At 41.9% G+C, this 19080-nt stretch carries 14 protein-coding genes; 2 read left to right on the forward strand and 12 right to left on the reverse strand.

Features of this window, described 5'->3' with window-relative positions; genetic code table 11:
• Positions 1-45: 45 nt before the first annotated feature.
• The 4 genes from GR160_RS01785 to panB form a co-directional block, all read right to left on the reverse strand.
• Positions 46-906 carry a neutral zinc metallopeptidase gene (locus GR160_RS01785; protein ID WP_160748117.1) on the reverse strand — a complete coding sequence of 287 codons (861 nt, stop codon included), beginning with the start codon at positions 904-906 and terminating at the stop codon, positions 46-48.
• 142 nt (positions 907-1048) lie between these two features.
• Positions 1049-2395 carry a hypothetical protein gene (locus GR160_RS01790; protein WP_160748118.1) on the reverse strand — a complete coding sequence of 449 codons (1347 nt, stop codon included), beginning with the start codon at positions 2393-2395 and terminating at the stop codon, positions 1049-1051.
• A 266-nt stretch (positions 2396-2661) separates the two neighbouring features.
• Complete coding sequence (locus GR160_RS01795; RefSeq protein ID WP_160748119.1) at positions 2662-3351, reverse strand: RluA family pseudouridine synthase; 690 nt, start codon at positions 3349-3351, stop codon at positions 2662-2664.
• A gap of 159 nt (positions 3352-3510) precedes the next feature.
• Entirely contained in the window at positions 3511-4329 is an 819-nt protein-coding gene (gene panB / locus GR160_RS01800; protein ID WP_160748120.1) for a 3-methyl-2-oxobutanoate hydroxymethyltransferase, read from the reverse strand.
• 129 nt (positions 4330-4458) lie between these two features.
• On the opposite strand from panB, the gene GR160_RS01805 reads away from it, so the two are divergent.
• Positions 4459-4899, forward strand: coding sequence for a nuclear transport factor 2 family protein (locus tag GR160_RS01805; RefSeq protein ID WP_202390688.1), 441 nt, complete (start codon positions 4459-4461; stop codon positions 4897-4899).
• Positions 4900-4999: 100 nt separating this feature from the next.
• On the opposite strand, the gene hemN is transcribed toward GR160_RS01805, so the two are convergent.
• From hemN to GR160_RS01840, 7 genes are all read right to left on the reverse strand, one after another.
• A complete protein-coding gene (hemN, locus tag GR160_RS01810) occupies positions 5000-6364 on the reverse strand; it encodes an oxygen-independent coproporphyrinogen III oxidase (protein ID WP_160748122.1) in 1365 nt (454 codons plus the stop codon).
• A 143-nt stretch (positions 6365-6507) separates the two neighbouring features.
• Positions 6508-9087, reverse strand: a complete 2580-nt coding sequence (locus GR160_RS01815; RefSeq protein ID WP_160748123.1) for a TonB-dependent receptor domain-containing protein — start codon at positions 9085-9087, stop codon at positions 6508-6510.
• A gap of 100 nt (positions 9088-9187) precedes the next feature.
• On the reverse strand, positions 9188-10207 hold the full coding sequence (locus tag GR160_RS01820) for an LLM class flavin-dependent oxidoreductase (RefSeq protein ID WP_160748124.1): 1020 nt from the start codon (positions 10205-10207) through the stop codon (positions 9188-9190).
• A gap of 171 nt (positions 10208-10378) precedes the next feature.
• Entirely contained in the window at positions 10379-11791 is a 1413-nt protein-coding gene (locus GR160_RS01825) for an efflux transporter outer membrane subunit (protein WP_160748125.1), read from the reverse strand.
• 9 nt (positions 11792-11800) lie between these two features.
• Positions 11801-14974, reverse strand: coding sequence for an efflux RND transporter permease subunit (locus tag GR160_RS01830; RefSeq protein WP_160748126.1), 3174 nt, complete (start codon positions 14972-14974; stop codon positions 11801-11803).
• A 29-nt stretch (positions 14975-15003) separates the two neighbouring features.
• On the reverse strand, positions 15004-16140 hold the full coding sequence (locus GR160_RS01835; protein WP_160748127.1) for an efflux RND transporter periplasmic adaptor subunit: 1137 nt from the start codon (positions 16138-16140) through the stop codon (positions 15004-15006).
• A 528-nt stretch (positions 16141-16668) separates the two neighbouring features.
• On the reverse strand, positions 16669-17262 hold the full coding sequence (locus GR160_RS01840) for a TetR/AcrR family transcriptional regulator (protein WP_160748128.1): 594 nt from the start codon (positions 17260-17262) through the stop codon (positions 16669-16671).
• Between the two features lie 192 nt (positions 17263-17454).
• Between GR160_RS01840 and GR160_RS01845 the strand changes: the two genes are divergently transcribed.
• Positions 17455-18021: a hypothetical protein gene (locus tag GR160_RS01845; RefSeq protein WP_160748129.1), complete on the forward strand. Its 567-nt coding sequence runs from the start codon at positions 17455-17457 to the stop codon at positions 18019-18021.
• A gap of 122 nt (positions 18022-18143) precedes the next feature.
• On the opposite strand, the gene GR160_RS01850 is transcribed toward GR160_RS01845, so the two are convergent.
• The gene (locus tag GR160_RS01850) at positions 18144-19079 is read right to left on the reverse strand and encodes a peptidoglycan-binding protein (RefSeq protein ID WP_160748130.1); all 936 of its coding nucleotides are present in this window, start codon (positions 19077-19079) and stop codon (positions 18144-18146) included.
• Between the last annotated feature and the right edge of the window lies 1 nt (position 19080).

Here is a 19080-nt window from a genome sequence, read left to right on the forward strand (position 1 = left end):
TATTTTCAGTAGTTGGTGTGTGCTTTATATGCTGTAATTTAAAATTTACAGCCCTAGTTCTGCAAATGTATCGCCTTGTTTTATATCTCCGGTTTCAAATCCCTTTTTAAACCAATACATTCTTTGTGCGGAAGTACCATGCGTAAAAGAGTCGGGTACAACGGTTCCCTGTGTGCGTTTTTGTAGGGCATCGTCGCCCACGGCATTGGCGGCACTCAGGGCTTCTTCAATATCACCTTCTTCAAGAATACGGTTCATTTTTTCATCATAATGTGTCCATACACCTGCATAAAAATCTGCCTGAAGCTCTAAGGCTACCGATAGTCTGTTAGCCTCTACCTCATTGCCCTGTTGCTGTAATTGCCTAACTTTAGCTGATGTACCCAATAAGGTTTGTACATGATGGCCTATTTCGTGGGCAATAACATAGGCAATGGCAAAGTCGCCACCCTTGGCTCCGTAACGTGTTTGAAGTTCGTCGAAAAATGAAAGATCCATATAGACTTTTTGGTCGGAGGGACAATAGAAAGGTCCCATTGCAGCAGATGCATTTCCACAGGCTGTTTGCACACCATCTCTAAAAAGTACCAGCTTTGGATATTCATAAGTTTTGCCGTTCTCAGCAAATATTTTTGTCCAGACATCCTCAGTGTCTACCAAAATAGCGTTAACCATTTCACCCATCTCTTTATCGCGCGAGCTTAACTCTTTGGGTTGGCTGGTTTGGTGAGTATTTTGCTGCAATTGATTATTTATATCGTTAATTACGGCTATATCACCACCTGTAAACAGATTGATAAGTAATATAATAACCCCAATAATACCGCCGCCAACGGCTACCTGCCCACCAGATACACCACGGCGGTCTTCCATATTATCGCTTTGTCTTCGGCCTCCCCATTTCATGGTATTTGATTTTAGTTACCTGAATTTAGGTATAATTATTTGCCTGGCATGCTGTTTTATCATCAATTTAGCAATTGCCAAAAACAGTATCAGCCACAGGGTTGCTGTGGCTGATAAAGTGTATATTGTTATAATTTAAGACTTAAATTCCAAAACGGAAACCCATATAAAAATCGGCCTGCTGTGTATCGCTTACTCCGGCAGAAAGAATAGAGCCTGAACCTATAAAGAAACCGCCAAGCCTAAAGCCTAAACCTGCCGTAAATCCTGCAATATCGCTTACAGAAAGTGGTACATAAGCCTCAAAAAAGCTGGCTGAATAACGAGGGGTTATGGTATAAAGGTTTTGCTGTGCTATTTGGTCGTTTGCATCGTCTTTTTTAAGTTCCTGCTGTAGGTATCCTGTAACATACCATCTTCTGTATAGTCTTACATCGGCATAGGCGGCAAGCAACGCAGGCATTTGTACTTTAAAGTCTCTATTGCTGCTCAGTGTGGTTAAAAAGCCACTGTTTACCAAGATGTCTTCAATTTCCTCAATATTGGTTACATTTTGAAACTGGTCAAGATCAAGATATTCGCCTTCAGGAATGTTTAGCCTGTAGTTGTTCGAACTATTGTTATTGTCTTTAAATGTCATGCTGCCCAGGTTTTTAACCGATAGGCCTGCGTTAATTTTATACTGCTTACTGTCGGTAGGGTCTAACCACTGGTAATTAACCCCAATATCGGTTGAAAATCCGTTAAGTCCTCCGGCAAAGAACTCACTGTAGTTTCCTGTATCGGTAAAATCGTTGGCTAATGATCCTGAATAGGCAAAGTTAAGATTAGCCTGTGTATCGGTAAGGCTTGAATCTCCGTTAACAGTAACTATATTGCCACGAAACCTATCGGCACTCATGTTAGCAAATGATCCGGGAAACAGGAGGTTAAACGTTACCCCGGCTGACAGTTTATTTACATTATCGTTATAAAGTTCGCGTGCTGCCGAAAGGCTAATTTCGCCCCATGTGGTAGCCGCAGCCCTTTGGTTGTAGTTGGTGTTTATAATGCTTGTACCTATCAATGGATTAACATTGCTTGAGGTTACTGCGTTGCCCAAATTGACATCTACATCTACAATGTTAGCCTTAACTTTTGCGGCAGATGTTATAGCAAAAGCCCACTTGTTTATTTTAATTCCGAAGGCTGGCCCCATAATGTCAATGTCTGCTCTAAGATTTACAGGCTCATTACCTGAAAAAAGTTTAGACTCGAAATCGTCACTTCCGCTCACGAGATCGCCAAACGTTATTTTATTATTAGAAACATTAGCACTGAAATTTAAGATATTTACCTCGCAGGTTTTGCTAAGGTTTACAAGCTCTGCCGGATTTAGACTGGCATTTAAAAGTCCAACTCTTCGGGAAGTGTTAATGCCAGAGAAATGTTCCTGGGCAAAGACTCCTGTGCACATTAATACTGAAACACATAGTAAAGTTATTCTCATATAGTGGTGATATTTTATTGGGTTACTAATTTTGTATTGCCGAAAACGATATAAATTTAAGAAAAATCGTTTTAATATTGAATAATACAAATTTCGGTAAACCCATCCAATATAAAAATACCTACATTTAGGTATTTTTCAGGTATAATTAACACAGGAATTTATATAACAGCGGCCTGGTTTTCATATTATCTTTATTTGGATTACTAATTTAAGTAATAAAATAACTATCTGAAAATCAGTATGTGTTATATATGTGTGAAAGTTTATATGCTTTGCCAAACTGCGTCCTGTGGCACTGGGGCAGTTATGGTTAAAGGCAATTTTGTAACGGGGTGTATAAAATGCAGCTTGCGTGCGTGCAGACTTATACCGCCGTCGGGGTTGCTGCGGTCGGCACCATATTTTAAGTCTCCTTTTATTGGAGAACCAATTGCCGAAAGCTGCGCCCTTATTTGATGATGACGGCCTGTGTGCAGGTTAATTTCGAGCACACAGTAATTGTCAAGCTGCTTAATTAAAGAATAATCAAGGCTTGCCATTTTGCTGTCCGGTACCTCTTTATTGTAAGCTTTAGAGGTGTTTCTTTTTTCGTCGCGCTTAAGGTAATGTACTAAATTAGCTTGGTCTTTTTCAGGACGTTTTTTTACAATGGCCCAATATGTCTTTTGGGTCTCACGGTTTTTAAACAGTTCATTAAGTCGTGTTAAAGCCTTACTGGTACGGGCAAAAACCACTATGCCTGTTGTGGGGCGGTCTAAGCGGTGTACTACGCCCAAAAAAACCTCTCCCGGTTTATTATATTTTTCCTTAATATACTCCTTAACAACTTCGCTCAGGGGCTTATCACCGGTCTTGTCGCCCTGCACAATATCGCCTACGCGCTTATTGACCACAATTATATGGTTGTCTTCGTGCAATACCTCAAGATTATTTTTGTTAGAAGTTATTTTCAAACCGGATTATTAGATGTAAGATTTTTGGATGTAGGATTAGGATAGTGTTGCACGAAAACGGACAATCATCTTGGTTATAAGATAATTTGTACTTTACAGCATAGCATATTTAAATCTTCGGAATTAAGAAATCTAAAATCTTACATCCAACAATCTCAATTAATATTGTTCCTTTTCGTTAGGGAAATCGTTCGATTTTACATCATCAGCATAATGGCCTATAGCTTTTGTCATGTCTTCATAAAGGTTCATGTATCGACGCAGGAAACGCGGACTGAACTCGTTGTTCATGCCCAGCATGTCGTGTATTACCAATACCTGGCCGTCTACACCACCCCCGGCCCCAATGCCTATTACAGGGATTGAAATACTCTCGGCGACTTTTTGTGCCAGGGCAGCCGGAATTTTTTCGAGCACAACGGCAAAACAACCAATACGCTCCAGCATTTTAGCATCTTCGATCAGTTTTTCAGCTTCTGCATCTTCTTTGGCACGAACCGTGTAGCTTCCAAATTTATATATAGACTGTGGCGTTAATCCCAAATGTCCCATTACGGGGATGCCTGCATGCAGTATTTTTTTTATAGACTCTTTGATCTCGCTGCCGCCTTCAAGTTTAAGGGCATGCGCACCGCTCTCTTTCATGATACGTATAGACGATCTTAAGGCTTCTTTAGGGTCACTTTGATAAGTGCCAAAAGGCAGGTCTACAACAACAAGAGCACGGGTAGTACCACGAACAACCGATGAGGCGTGATATATCATTTGATCCAGCGTTATAGGCAATGTGGTTTCATGGCCTGCCATAACGTTAGAGGCAGAGTCCCCCACTAATATAACATCTACTCCGGCTGCATCTACAATTTTAGCCATTGTAAAGTCATAAGCCGTTAGCATCGAAATTTTTTCGCCATTGGCTTTCATTTCAATTAACGACTTAGTGGTTATTCTTTTATAATCTTTTTTGGCAACAGACATTTTTATAAAAATTTTAGGGGGTAAATGTAGTAAATTGCATTAATATTAACCTCAATAAATATGGTTTTATTGAAGATTGAATAATTAACAGGCTATTTTAAAATGCCTTACAAAATGCTAAAAAAGAATATGAAAAAGTTTTTTGTTGTATTTATGTTAGTCTGCGTGCAAGGCATGTTTGGACAGGAGGATGGTATAAAAAGGTCTATACAAACGTTTTTTGACGGCCTGCATGCACGCGATACTGTTGTCATGCAATCTGTTTGTTATCAAAATCTTATATTAGAATCTATTACAGAACACAGAGGGCAGGGAAAACTTGATTTTGAAACAGCCGACAGGTATTATAAACAGGTGGCAGGCATACCGTCTGATGTTAAGATAGAAGAACGCCTGCTAAGCTATAAAATTCAGGTAGACGGAACGTTGGCACATGTTTGGACACCCTATGAATTTTACGCCAATGGTAAACTGAGCCACAGTGGGGTAAATTCGTTCGTACTGTTTTTTGATGATGGTATCTGGAAAATAATTTACATTATAGACACCCGAAGGGCGGGAGGGAAGTAGTGAGTTTCAGTTTTCAGTCCCAGTTTTCAGTCGCAGTCTCAGTTAACGGTTGGCTGTCTGTCTACTGAGACTGCGACTGAAAACTGGGACTGAATAAAACTTAAACTACCATAGAGAACAATTGCGTTTGCGGAGTTTTTCGTTTAAGCCTTAAATCGAAGGCCATACAAATGTTGCGTACAAACGGTTTGCCCTTTTGGGTTATTATAATACTTTTCTCCCTAATTTCAAGCAGGCCGTCATTTTGCATTTCCCCGAGGCTTTCCAGTACCTGTGGCAGTTCTTCAAAATGTCCCTCAATAGCATTCCATTGTGTTTTAAAACGGCACATAAGGTTGAGTATGTGTCGCCTTATCAACAGGTCTTCATCAGTAAGTAAATGTCCTCTGAAAACCGGCAGTTCATTCATCTCAATTCTTTTATAATAATCTTCCAGCGATTTTTCGTTTTGTGCAAAACTGTACCAGCTATCGCTTATAGATGATACTCCCAAACCTATCATAAGTTGTGTTTTGCCCGAACTGTATCCCATAAAATTGCGATGCAGTGTGCCATGTGTATAGGATGTATAAAGACTGTCGGTCTCTAACGCAAAATGATCCATGCCAATTTCATGAAACCCTTTTTGAGACAGTATTTGTTTGCCAACCTCATACAATTCCCTTTTTTGGGCATCCTGTGGCAGATCGTTTTCATTAAAACCGCGTTGTCCGTTGCCTTTAATCCAGGGCACATGGGCATAACTGTAAAACGCAATCCTGTCGGGGTTTAGTGCCTTGGTTTTTTCAATTGTATCTATAATGCTTCCGGTTGTTTGAAAGGGCAGCCCAAAAACCAGATCGTGACTAACCGATGTATAGCCAATTTCGCGTGACCACAAAGTAACCTTCGCTACGTTATGAAAGGATTGAAGCCTGTTTATGGCTTTTTGTACTGCTTCATTATAGTCCTGAACCCCAAAACTTACTCTCCTGAATCCTAAGTTGTACAGGGTTTGCAAATGCGATTTTGTTGTATTGTTTGGATGACCTTCAAAACTAAACTCATAGCCAGGCATTTTATCTGCACGGTCAAATATACCGTTTATAAGTATCTCAAGATTTTCAGGGCTAAAAAAGGTAGGAGTACCCCCGCCAAGATGCAGTTCTTTAATTAAAGGTTTTTGTGGCAGCATATCGCAATACATTGCCCATTCATTTAAAACGGCTGTAATATAGGCGGTTTCTACTTCGTGGCGGCGTGTAACGCGTTTATTGCATCCGCAAAAAGTGCACATGCTCTCGCAAAAGGGCAGGTGTATATAGAGGCTTATACCTTGAATATTGTTACTTTCATTAAAAGCCCTTACAAGGCTTTGCTGCCAGTTATTTGCCGTAAAACCACTGTTGTCCCAATACGGTACGGTAGGATAGCTGGTATATCTTGGTCCCGGTACATTATATTTCTGCAATATAGAACTTTCCATAAAATCATTTTTCAATAGGTCAAAAGTAGGGCGGGGCAGGAGCCTAAAAAATGATAAATATCAGGAGATGAAAGTATTTGTAAAATAAAAGAGGTTGCCATTACAGCAACCTCTTAGAGAGAGATATTTATAGACAACTTTTTTTATCCACCCATGAACTCATCTCCGCCACCATCCTGGCCACGTTGCTGCTGTTCTTTTTGCCTGTCGGCCTTACTCATATTAAAGCGGTAGGTAAACGATAGTGTTACCTGTCTTTGTCTCCACTGCATTTCGCTGTACGAACGCACCTGGTTAGGAATGTAGGTTTCGTTCTTCATTTTTCGTGAGTTAAAAATATCCTGTACATTTAGCGATATCGTAGCTTTATCTTTAAGAATGTCTTTGCTAAGTGCTGTGTTTGCACTGGCAACGCCTACACGTCTTCCCTGCGCATTGCTTTGAGGACCTTCGTAGTTTCCGTTTATTTGCCAGTCTATTTTATATGGCAGCGTTATTTTGCTGTTAAGCCTTGTAGTCCAGGCATAAGCTGTATTGTTAAAGTCCTGATAGTCGTTAATAGTTACACCATCTTCGTTAACATATGTAAAGGTATAATCACCTTTCGTTTGGTTCCTGAAGAAGTTGAAATTGCTGTTAATCCTCCACCATTTAAACGGATTGTAGTTAATATTAAACTCAAAACCAAAACGGTATTCTTTGCTAAGGTTTATTGGTGTAGTAAGCGTTACCGGAGTGCGGATGTCCTGCCCGTCTACAATGGTAACTTCGCCTGTAGTTGGGTCTGTAATATCTTCACCGCCCACAACCTGTGTTACATAGTCGCCGTTTTGCTGCCTTACAAACTGAAATGTATCATCTGTAATATTAAGGTAAGCAGATGTGCTTAGGGTTAGCTTATCCCATTTTTTAAGATAACCAAGATCTATAGCATGTGTTTTAGAAGGGTTGATGTCCGGGTTACCTCTAAAGATGTTGATATTACTTTGCAGACCGGAGAATGGATTTAAGAACCTGCCGCGCGGACGGTTAATACGTCTGCTGTAGCTAAGGCTCACATTACTGCTTTGCGAAAATTCGTAGCTTAAAAAGGCACTTGGAAAGAAGTTGTTATACCTTTTGTTGTTAAAAGAACCTGTGGTAAGCACGTTTACATCTATGTTAGAATCTTCCCAGCGTAAGCCCACAAGGTATGAGAATTTACCTGCCTTAGATCCATATTGCGTATAGAGCGCATTTACTTTTTCTTTATACTCTAAAAAGTTGCTGTAGTTGGTATTGTTTACATATTCACCATCAACAAGCGTTTCGGCAACGGCATCTGTTTTCATCGATGTAAAGCTACCGCGATATCCGGCCTCGAAACGGCTTTTTTCGCCAATAGGCAAAACATAATCAGCCTGTACAAGCCCGCGCTTTTCAAGCTGGTCGTTAGAGGTACGCTCATAGCTGTTGCGCGATGTGTCGGCGGTATTTAAAAATTCGTCGCTAATGTTTGTATCTTCATCCTCATCGCTATGCGATATCGATGCATCTATCCTTAGCTCATGGCCGTTGTCATTAAACTTTTTAACAAGGTTAGTGCTGTAGTTCATATTAGTCTCGTCGTCTTTTTGGTCGCTAAACCTCAAACGGCTGTTTGTAAAAACATTATCAGCATCAAAGTTGTCATAAAATGTTTTGGCAGGGTTGCCGCCTTTGTTGCTTCTAAAGCTAACAGAGTTGGTCCATGTAGTGGTTTCATTTAAAAACCATTCGGCACCAAGGCTGGCATTAAAGCCTTTTCGCAGACGGTCGTTTGTTCTGCGCTCATTAGTATAGCTGGTAGTTTCGTTAGTGTCTTTGTCAAGATACTCGCTGTTTGTAAACGAGTTGCCCGGGTTTTTGCGATAGTTGTAACCGAGATTGCTAAACAGGTTGTAATTGTTGCTTCGGTAGTTTAAGTTAGTACTAATGCCATGATTGGCAGGGTCTCCGGTACTTAAAACAGCCGATCCGTTAAAGCCGTTAGCCTTACCTTTTTTAAGGATGATGTTTACTATACCGCCGCCGCCTTCAGCATCATAGCGCGCGGATGGGTTAGTAATAACCTCAACTTTATCTACAGAGTCGGCAGGGAGAAGCCTAAGCACCTCGGCAACATTGCTGCCCGCAAGGTTACTTGGTCGTCCGTCTATAAGTATGGTAACACTTTGGTTGCCTCTCAGTGCCACATTGCCCTCAGCATCTACCGATAGCGAAGGTACGTTATCCAATACATCGCTTACAGTACCGCCTTTTACCATCATGTCGTTACCTACGGTATATACACGCTTGTCTAGTTTTATTTCTACGGTAGAGCGCTCAGCAGTAATCTCTACAGCATTCAGTACGGTAGCATCAGGAGCCATGGCAACTGTGCCAAGGTTAGTATCGCCAGATATTTGTTTTCCTGTAATAACCACAGGTTTAAACGATATAAAGTCGTATTTTATAGTGTAGGTTCCGGGTGCAACGGCAAGATCAAATTTACCCGACGCATCGGTAAGACCACCGGCGACTGTAACATTGTTAGCAGTTTGTATTATAACATTGGCAAATTCAAGGGGTTGTTTAGTTTCCTGCTCAATAACCTGCCCGGTTACTTTTACAGTGTTACCCCGGGGGGCACCGGGATTTTGTGAAAATGCCGTAAACGCTGTGAGTAAGAGAGTAAGGACGGCAATGTTTTTTAAATACTTCATGAAAGTTTATAGTAAGTTAATTCGCCATTATGACACAATAAACGTGCAAGGGTTTAATTGATGTATCATAAAAAAACGTTAAAAACAGGTAAAGTTTATGTTACCCGTTAACAAGCGGAATTACTTTACTGCCTATGAGCGCTATAGATTCCATCAATTGCTCGTGGGTTAATCCGGCATTATCCATCTGGAATGTGAGTCTTGATATACCTCCCAGTGCTTCGCTGTGTCTTAGGATCTTTTCGGCAATTTCTTCGGGGCCTCCCACCAGCAAGGCACCGCGCGTGCTGTTTTGGGCATCAAAATGGGGGCGTGTTACAGCTGGCCAGCCACGTTCACGGCCAATGCGTGTAAAAGTCTCGGCATAACCCGGAAAGAAATCAGCAACTGCTTTTTCAGATGTTTGAGCTACATAACCTAACGAGTGTAATCCAACCGTAAGCTTTTCAGGTGCATGCCCTGCCTTTTCCCCGGCTTCACGATAGAGGTCTACTAAGGGACGAAAACGATGGGTTTCGCCTCCAATAACCGCTACCATGAGTGGCAGACCCAAATATCCGGCACGGGCAAACGATTCGGGAGTACCACCAACACCTATCCAAACCGGAAGCGGATCCTGTACCGGACGTGGATATACGGGCTGGTTGTGTAACGGCGCACGGAATTTGCCATTCCAGGTTACATATTCGTTATCGCGTATTTGTAGCAACAGTCCGAGTTTTTCTGTAAAGAGTTCATTATAATCCTGCAGGTTAAATCCAAATAGAGGGAACGATTCGGTAAAAGAACCGCGGCCTACTACCATTTCGGCACGGCCGTTTGAAATAAGATCAAGTGTGGCAGCATTTTGAAAAACACGCACAGGATCGGCAGCACTCAATACGGTAACTGCACTCGTAAGCTTTATATTTTTTGTTCTTGCAGCGGCAGCGGCTAATATTACTGCCGGAGCCGAATCTAAGAATTCTTTGCGGTGGTGTTCTCCAATTCCAAAAACGTGCAGCCCGCTACGGTCGGCATGTTCTATTCTGTCCAGTAGTTGTGCCAATGCATCGGCACTATTAACAGTGTTGTTCGACTCGTTGTGAGCGGCTGCAAAGCTGTCTATACCTATTTCCATGATTGTGTTTTTAGTTATTTGCTAAAATACGAAAAGTAATTATAAGCAATTGCGGCCTCTTTACTGTGGCAGCAGATTTAACTCTTTAAATATATCTTCTTTAAAAACAAAGAAGGCAGCCTGTTGCCGGGCTGCCGTTCTTCACCTAATAAACAAAAAAACCTCCAAAATTTACTTCCAGCCTCCGCCAAGAGAGCGGTACAGCTCTACATCGGCTTCAAGCCTTGATCGTTTTTGCGATACCAGTTCCAGTTCGCTTTGCAGTAAATTACCCTGGGCGGTTATCACTTCAAGGTAGTTTGCCATGCCGTTCTGGAAAAGCATATCGGCATTGGTAACCGCTGTTTGCAGTGTTGTTACCCTTTGTGAGGCAATATTATAGCTTTGCTCCAGCTTTTCTATTTTTGTAAGCGCGTTTGATACTTCGCCCACGGCAACCAATACCTGTTGGCGGAAGTTTATCACTGTTTTTTCGCGCTGCACTTTGGCTATTTCATATTCCGTTTTCAGCCTTTTGTTGTTTAGTAAGGGCTGTGCCACGCTACCGGCAACTATGCCAAACAACGATGCAGGGATGTTGAACCATTTACTGGCCTCAAACGCATTAACACCACCCGTTGCAGATATTACTAAAGAAGGGTAGAGGCTGCCTTTGGCAATACCCGTTTTTGCATTGGCATCAAGTATGGCAAGCTCAGCGGCCTTAACATCGGGCCGGCGGCTTACTAACGATGATGGTACACCTGCTGCAGTATTGGTTCCTGCAGCAATAGAGTTAAGGAGTACCTTGCGCTCTATTGCTTTAGGAAAACCACCTGCAAGAATACTTAGGGCATTTTCCTGAATAATGATATTCTGCTCTAATTGCGGTACCAGTTGTGCAGCAACCAGCCGCTGTGCCTCTGCCTGTTGCTTAGCCAGCGATGTTACCTGCCCGGCATCATACTGCAGGCCAATAATGGTAAGGGTTTTATCGTTTAATTCTACGTTTTTGCGGGCTATTTCAAGCTGCGCATCCAGCATCAGCAAATTGTAAAAACCTTTTGCTACAGTAGAAACTATTGTGGTTTGCAGCGCCTTTTTAGCCTCCTCGGTTTGCAGGTACTGTGCCAGTGCGCTGCGTTTACGGTTCTTTATTTTACCCCAAATGTCTGCCTCCCACGATAAACTTGCCGAAGTGGTAAAGTCATCAATATGATTTTGGCCTAAAAACTGGCTTAGGCTAATGCCGTTAAGGCTGTTAGCAGACGGGTTGGTAGAGTTTGCCGTTACCTGCAGGTTTACCGTAGGCACATTGTTCCACTTGGCCTGGGTTAATTGCAGGCGGGCTACTTCTATGTTTTTTTGCGCTACCTGCAAATCGTTGTTTTTAGTAACCGCATTGCTTATAAGCGTTTGCAGTGTAGGTTCTGCAAAAAACGATTTATAGTCAATGTCAGCCACACTTGTAGTGTCGGTTGCGGTAACATCCCTGTAGCTTTCGGGCAGGGCATCTTTAGGAGCCTCTACATCTTTAGATACTTTGCAGGATGTTATAAGTATCAGCAATAGCGATACTGCGTAGGTTGATATATACTTTTTCATGGTTGATGATTAAATGGATGCAGCGGCAACAGCGGCTTCGTTATTAACTACTGCTTTTGGCTTGCTGCTTACTTTTTCGTGCAGGTATTGGAAGATGATGAACAATACAGGGATGATGAACAAGCCTAATATTACCCCGGTTATCATACCGCCTGCTGCACCTATACTGATGGAGTGGTTACCCATAGCCGATGGCCCTTTGGCACTCATCATAGGTACTAGGCCCACTACAAACGCAAGCGATGTCATGATGATAGGCCTTAGCCTTAGCTTAGCAGCTTCGAGCGATGCCGCAATGAGCGATTTGCCTGCCTGCCTGCGCTGCGAGGCAAACTCTACAATAAGGATGGCATTTTTAGCCAAAAGCCCTATAAGCATTACCAGTGCTACCTGTACATAAATGTTGTTTTCTATGCCTGTCATGCCAATGGCCAAGAATACCCCAAATACTCCGGTAGGGATTGACAGGATTACTGCCCAAGGCAATATATAACTCTCATATTGGGCAGAAAGCAGGAAGTAAATAAACAGCAGCGATAGTATGAATATTACGGTTGACTGTCCGCCTGATGAAAGCTCTTCTTTGGTCATACCTGAGAATTGAACCGCGTAGCCCGATGGCAGCTGCTGTGCTGCAACTTCTTCTACTGCTTTAATAGCATCACCGGAGCTGTAGCCAGCATTTGCCATGGCGTTGATGCCTATAGAGTTAAACAGGTTGTAGCGCGAGGCAGTTTCAGGACCGTAAACCCTTTTTAGTTTTACAAGGGTGTTTATGGGCACCATATCGCCAAGCCTGTTCTTAACCATAATACCATCCATAGAAGCAGCTTCGGTACGCGCGCTTTGATCGGCCTGAACCATAACACGATAGTATTTACCAAAACGGTTAAAGTCAGATGCCTGAGCACTACCAAAGTAGGCCTGCATGGTTTGCAGCACATCTTTAACGCTAACGCCCAGCTGCTCTGCTTTTACATCGTCTACCTCCATATCATATTGCGGATAGTCGGCTTTAAAAGAGGTAAAAGCAACGGCAATTTCAGGGCGTTTCATAAGCTCGCCTATAAATTTATAGCCTACTTCGCTAAACTTGCCAAGGCTGCCACCAGTCTTGTCCTGCAATACAAGGTCAAGGCCGTCTACGTTACTGAAACCGGGAACGGTAGGGAACGTAAACACAAAGAAACTACCGCCTTTTACTGCTGCAAGTTTTTGGTTAACCTGCCCCATAATAGCATTGATGTCCTGTACTTCGCCACGTTCTTTGGCCGGTTTTAGCAGTATGAACGCTACACCTGCCGACGGGCTCGATGATTGCGTAAGCACGTTAAAGCCTGATAGCGCATTTACCGTACGAGCAGATGGTAGGGTGCTTAAAACTGCTTCGGCTTCGTTCATAACCTTGGTGGTCCTGTCTAAAGACGAACCGGCTGGGGTAGATAGAGATATGGCTATAAAGCCCTGGTCTTCTGAAGGGATGAAACCTGTTTTTGTATTGCCTACCATAAATATGGTTGCTGCCGTAACTACTGCCAAACCGCCTATGCTCAGCCATTTGTTGCGTACTAAAAAGCGTAGACTGCCCAAGTAGTTGTTGGTTAGTTTATCAAAACTTTTATTGAAGCCTGTAAAGAATTTATCTTTAAAGTTTGTCTGTTTGTAGGTACCCGGTGCATGGTGTGTCTCTTTTAAGAACAGCGCTGCAAGGGCAGGGCTAAGAGTTAATGCATTTACTGCCGATATTACAATGGCTATGGCAAGGGTAAAGGCAAACTGCCTGTAAAACACCCCTGTAGAGCCTTCCATAAAACCTACCGGTAAAAATACTGCCGCCATTACTAAGGTGATTGAGATGATGGCACCTGTAATTTCGCTCATGGCCGATATGGTTGCAGGTTTAGGCGGCAGGTGCTTGTGTTCCATCTTGGCATGCACGGCCTCGACCACCACAATGGCGTCATCTACCACAATACCAATGGCAAGGATAAGCGCGAACAAGGTTAGCAGGTTGATAGAGAACCCGAACAGCTGCATGAAAAAGAACGTACCCAGTATGGCAACCGGAACTGCAATGGCAGGGATTAGTGTTGACCTAAAGTCCTGCAGGAACAGGTACACCACTATAAACACCAGTATAAAAGCCTCAATCAATGTTGATATTACCTGGTGTATAGACTGGTCTAACGAATCTTTGGTGTTATACAGTATCTCATATTTTACATCTTTAGGGAAATCCTTAGATGCTTTTTTCATAAATTCGCCAATGGCTATCTGTATATCGTTGGCATTACTACCTGCAAGCTGCATGGCTGCAATGTTTACGCCCACTTTGCCGTTGTTGCTGGTAGTACCGCCATAGGTGTAAGAACCAAACTCTATCCTTGCAACATCTTTTAAGCGAAGCACAGAACCGTCTGCATTAGAACGGATAACTATGTTTTCATATTCGGCAGGCTTGTTCAGCTTCCCTTTGTATTTAATTACATATTCGAAAGACTCTTTACTGCTTTCGCCAAATTTACCAGGTGCAGCCTCAAGGTTTTTGTCCTGTATTGCCGCCATTACCTCTTTAGGGGTAAGGTTGTAAGAAGCCATTTGCCCAGGGTTAAGCCATACCCTCATGGAGTAGTCTTTGTTTGCACCAAATATGATGGATTGACCCACACCCTGAATCCTTTTAATTTCAGGGATAATGTTTATCTGTGCATAGTTGGCAAGGAACGTTTGGTTGTATTCTTTTTCATTTTCAGAGAAAAGCGTTACCACCATAAGCAAACTGTTTTGCTGTTTAGAAGTACCAATACCTGCCTGTACAACCTCTGCCGGAAGCTGGCTTGTGGCTTGTGCTACACGGTTTTGTACGTTTACGGCTGCCTGATCCGGGTCGGTGCCCAGTTTAAAGTAAACGGTAATGGTTAGCGAACCGTCGTTACTGGCGGTAGAGCTCATATAGCTCATATTTTCAACACCATTTATCGACTCTTCGAGCGATGGGGCTACAGAGCGCAATACCGTTTCGGCATTAGCCCCAGGGTATAAAGCCGTTACCTGTACGGCCGGGGGTGCAATGTCCGGAAACATTTGCAGGGGCAGTTTTGTGAGCCCCAATATACCCACAATTACAAGGAGGACAGAGATAACTGTTGCCAGTACCGGCCTGTCTATAAATTTTTTGAACATCTTTTTGTTATAAAGGTTAGTGTGTACAATTAGTTTTTAGCCAGCGTTGCAGGCTGCATTTTTTCGGGAGTGATCACGGTACCTTCGGCAAGGTTGTCAAAACCTTTAAACACTATTCTGTCGCCGCTTTTAACACCATTGCTTACTAAGTAGTTAGCACCCGATTTTCCAATAATTGTAATAGGCTGTTTGGTTACTTTGTTGGTATTGTCTACTGCAAAAACAAATATTTTGTCCTGTACTTCTACAGTAGCTTCCTGTGGCACAACTATGGCATTGTCATGTGGCAGGCTAAGGCGTATTTTACCTGTATTGCCCGAGCGTAAAAGTCCTTTTGCGTTGGCAAATTTTGCCCTTAGTGTAATGGCTCCGGTGTTTTTGTCAAACTGCCCGTCTACCATGTCTACTTTTCCGGTAACCGGGTAGTCATTGTTATCAGCCAATACAAGCGATACCGGTGCAAGGTGCTTAATTTTATCGTCTATAGTATTGCCGTTGTACTGGGCTTTAAAGCGGATAAAATCAGCTTCGCCTAACGAAAAGTAGGCATATACTTCATGCACGTCAGAGAGTTTGGTAAGTGCCTCAACATCGGCAACCGAAACAAGGCTTCCCTGTTTTTTAGGCAGGCGGCCAATGTAACCGCTTACGGGAGCGGTAATGGTTGTATAACCCAGGTTGATTTTAGCAGTGCCTACCATAGCTTTTGCCTGCTCCAGATTGGCTTGTGCCACTTTGTGCGATGCCCTGGCACTTTTTAATTGGTAATCAGATACCACTTTGTTAGCCACAAGCGGTGTAAGCTTATCTATTTCAAGCTGGGTATTAATTAGGGCAGCTTCGGCGGCGTGGTAGCTGGCAAATGCATTGTTAAGGGCTTCACGGTAAGGCTGTTCGTTAATTTTGAACAATGGCTGACCTTGGTTTACGTAGGCACCTTCGTCTACAAATATTTTTTCGAGGTTGCCATTTACCTGCGGGCGAATTTCAATATCTACAGTGCCCTGTAAAGAGGCCGGATATTCCTGTTGAGTTACAGCTGTTGCGCTGCTTATAGTAACAACCGGCAGGGCAGGGGCAGCAGCAGCGGCCTGCTGGCTTTCGTGTTTAGGGCCGCAGCTGGTTAGCGCTGCAAGCAGCATGGCAAGGGGAAGGATGATTTTCATACTGTCGAGGATTTTGAAGATTAAATTATATTGAGGTGATATTTCTGTTTTCATGACTTATTTCTGTTTAGTGGATTATGGGTTTCAGGTTTGTTTTTATGTTGGTTAGCATTTGCGCTATAAATGGTTAAATTGTTTCATGTTTTACATTTATTAAATGGTTTAACGGTGTTAAGTTAAGGTTGCCGTGTTCTCCTAAAATTATCAGTTTTCTAAACCTTTGTCTTTTTAAAACCTACAAGGTCTTCGAGGCACAGGTGTTCGGAAGACCTTGGAGGTGTAATTAACAGCTCTTAATAATCTAACATCGTTAAGTTTTATTCTAAAAAAAAGTCAAAAAACTTTCTCTTTTAACGCCTCTCAGATTTTCTAACAGTGTTAAGTAAATCTCTCAAAAAAATGGGATATCATCCCTCGTGCTACACCGTTTAATTACTTAACAGCGTTAAGTTGTTGTTCTAAAAAAAGGCAAACCGTAAGATTATTGCCTGTAAATTATCTAACACCGTTAAGTGAAAGCTAAAAAAATTATGCCGGTACTTTTAGCGAACTGATAATACCGTTAATGGCATCCCTTAATATTTGCGTATTCATTGCTGTAGGTAAGCCACTTCCTGTCATGTTGATGGATATAAGCCCGTGAATTATAGAAAAGAATGTAAAATACTTTTGCTTTACAATCTCACTTCCCGGGTGTCCCATAACCTCAGAGATCACTTCGGTAAACAGCATGTAAGGTGAGTCGGCCTCTACACACTGCCCGTAGCAGCAGGTCATTTCTACCCCAAACATTACCTGATAAAGCTCTTTGTCGCTAAAAGCATAATCCCAAAAGGCAAGCCACATGGCTTCAAGTGCCTGCTCCGGGTCGGCTGAACTTTCTTTGGCAGCCTTAATTTTTTTAGTCAGCTCTAAGAAGCCTTTTTTGGTAAGCTCATTAAGTATGGCATCTTTATTAGAAAAATACTCATAAATAATAGGGGCGGTATATTCTATCCTGTCAGCAATTTTACGCATATTCAAGCCAAGCCATCCTTCTTCTTTCACTATGTCATAGGCAGCGGTCAGGATATTGCACCTGGTCTCTTCCTTTTGTCTTAGTATTCTGTCTTTGCTGGCCATTGTAATTGCATTAAATCGTTTAACAACGTTAGGCAAAGATAAGACGTTTATAAATATGGTTTCAAAAATTTATGATAATTTTTTTCTATGGTGGTATAGAGGTTGTTTGGTTGGTTGTTAATTTGTTTGTTTATAGTGTTTTATTTTATTTTAACTTTTCTTTAGCTTTGCTTAGAAACTTAAATTCAAACAATGAAAAGATTTTTACTACTAATATCGTTATGTACTGTTATACAAAATTTTGCTCAGGAAAAAAGTTTATCAAGTGCATCTGAGTTTATTGAGCGTTCCTCATATGTCCAAATTAATATGGATGAAAATGAAAAGGCTACTTTTAAATCGGGTTTTGGTGAAACTGTAGACTTTTACTCTGCAGAAATAATAGACCTTAAAAAAAATGAAAAAATGATTGGGCTTACTATAGAATCGTTATTCATTATAGGCCAACAGGGTATGAGTAATATACAGGCTAAGGAAACAGCTTGGGTTGGAATTGAAGAAATTGGAGACATGATAACCTGGCTTGAAAATTATGTTATACCTAATTTACAGCAAGCTGTGGGTAAAAAGAAAACTATCAAGTATATATTTAATTCCAAAGAGATTATGCTAAAGTTTGAAGTTTATGATAATAAGCAAATTTTCTCAGTTATACTGAATAATACCAATTATCATGATAAATATTTTTGGACAGAGGCCCGCGTAAAAGATATTCCAAAAGTATTAGAAGTGCTAAAATTTTTGCAAGCGAAGAAGTAATTATTGATTAATAAGACAAATTGGAATTGAAACATTATAAGTGCTTCCAAATCTGAAAGCACTTATAATGTTTTTTATGCATAAGAATTTATATTTCTTTGCTAATCAACACTCTTTCTTCACTACCCAATCCCCAACTTTGCAAAGGTAAGCGGGCCTACTACACCATCATCGTCAAGGCCATTTTTAAGCTGGAATGCTTTTACCGCATTATGTGTTTTATCGGCAAATGTACCTGTTACAGGAAGTTTTAATTGTGGGTCTTTTGCATTCAGTGCTTTTTGGACTTCAATAACAAGAAAACCGTTACTTCCTTTTTTAAGATAGCTGCCGGAATTTAATTCTGCAAGCGCCATCTTTTTATCATTTACCGCCTCCTGCAATGCGCCTATGGTAACCGTATCGGCTTCTCCTGTTTCGGGCATGTTGTTTTCTTTTTGGAACTCTTTTAAAAAACCTTCGGTCTGGCCGCCAAACCACCCGTCTACCTCAATAGCATAGTCAAGGTCGAACAGGTATTTTTGCAGCACGGTAACCGCCGAACCTCTGTCGCCGTTCCTAAGTACATCGGCTGGTTTTTCTATAGAGGCATCAGTGTACACCCCCGGATTAATGAACGATTTTACAATATTGCGAGACCGTTCGCGCAGCATTACCCTGCCGCCATCGCTGTTATTACCCTGGCTGGTATTGCCTTCATAAGCCTCCAGTATGGTTTTGGCAGTATTTTTCCAGCGAATAAATATGCCTATATGGTCGGCATGCCCGTTACCTTCCCAATCATAAATCACTATATCTCCGGGTTCGGGTGCGGTGGTAATCATCCCTTTAGACTTGTAATAATTGTGTGCCGATTGGCAGTGGTGTATGCCTTTTGCAGACTGTATGTTGCCTAACGGCACTCCGGCTTTATCAAAAACCCAACTCACAAAAATAGCGCACCATTTTACACCGTTCAGGTTGTACCATACACCATACTTGGTTTTGTTACTGTTTGCCGGGCTTTCAATAGTTCCCAGTTCTGCTTTTGCTGTTTCTAAAACTTTTGATCTTGACATG

This window comes from Flavobacterium sp. Sd200, assembly GCF_009826935.1.
Taxonomy (GTDB): domain Bacteria; phylum Bacteroidota; class Bacteroidia; order Flavobacteriales; family Flavobacteriaceae; genus Flavobacterium.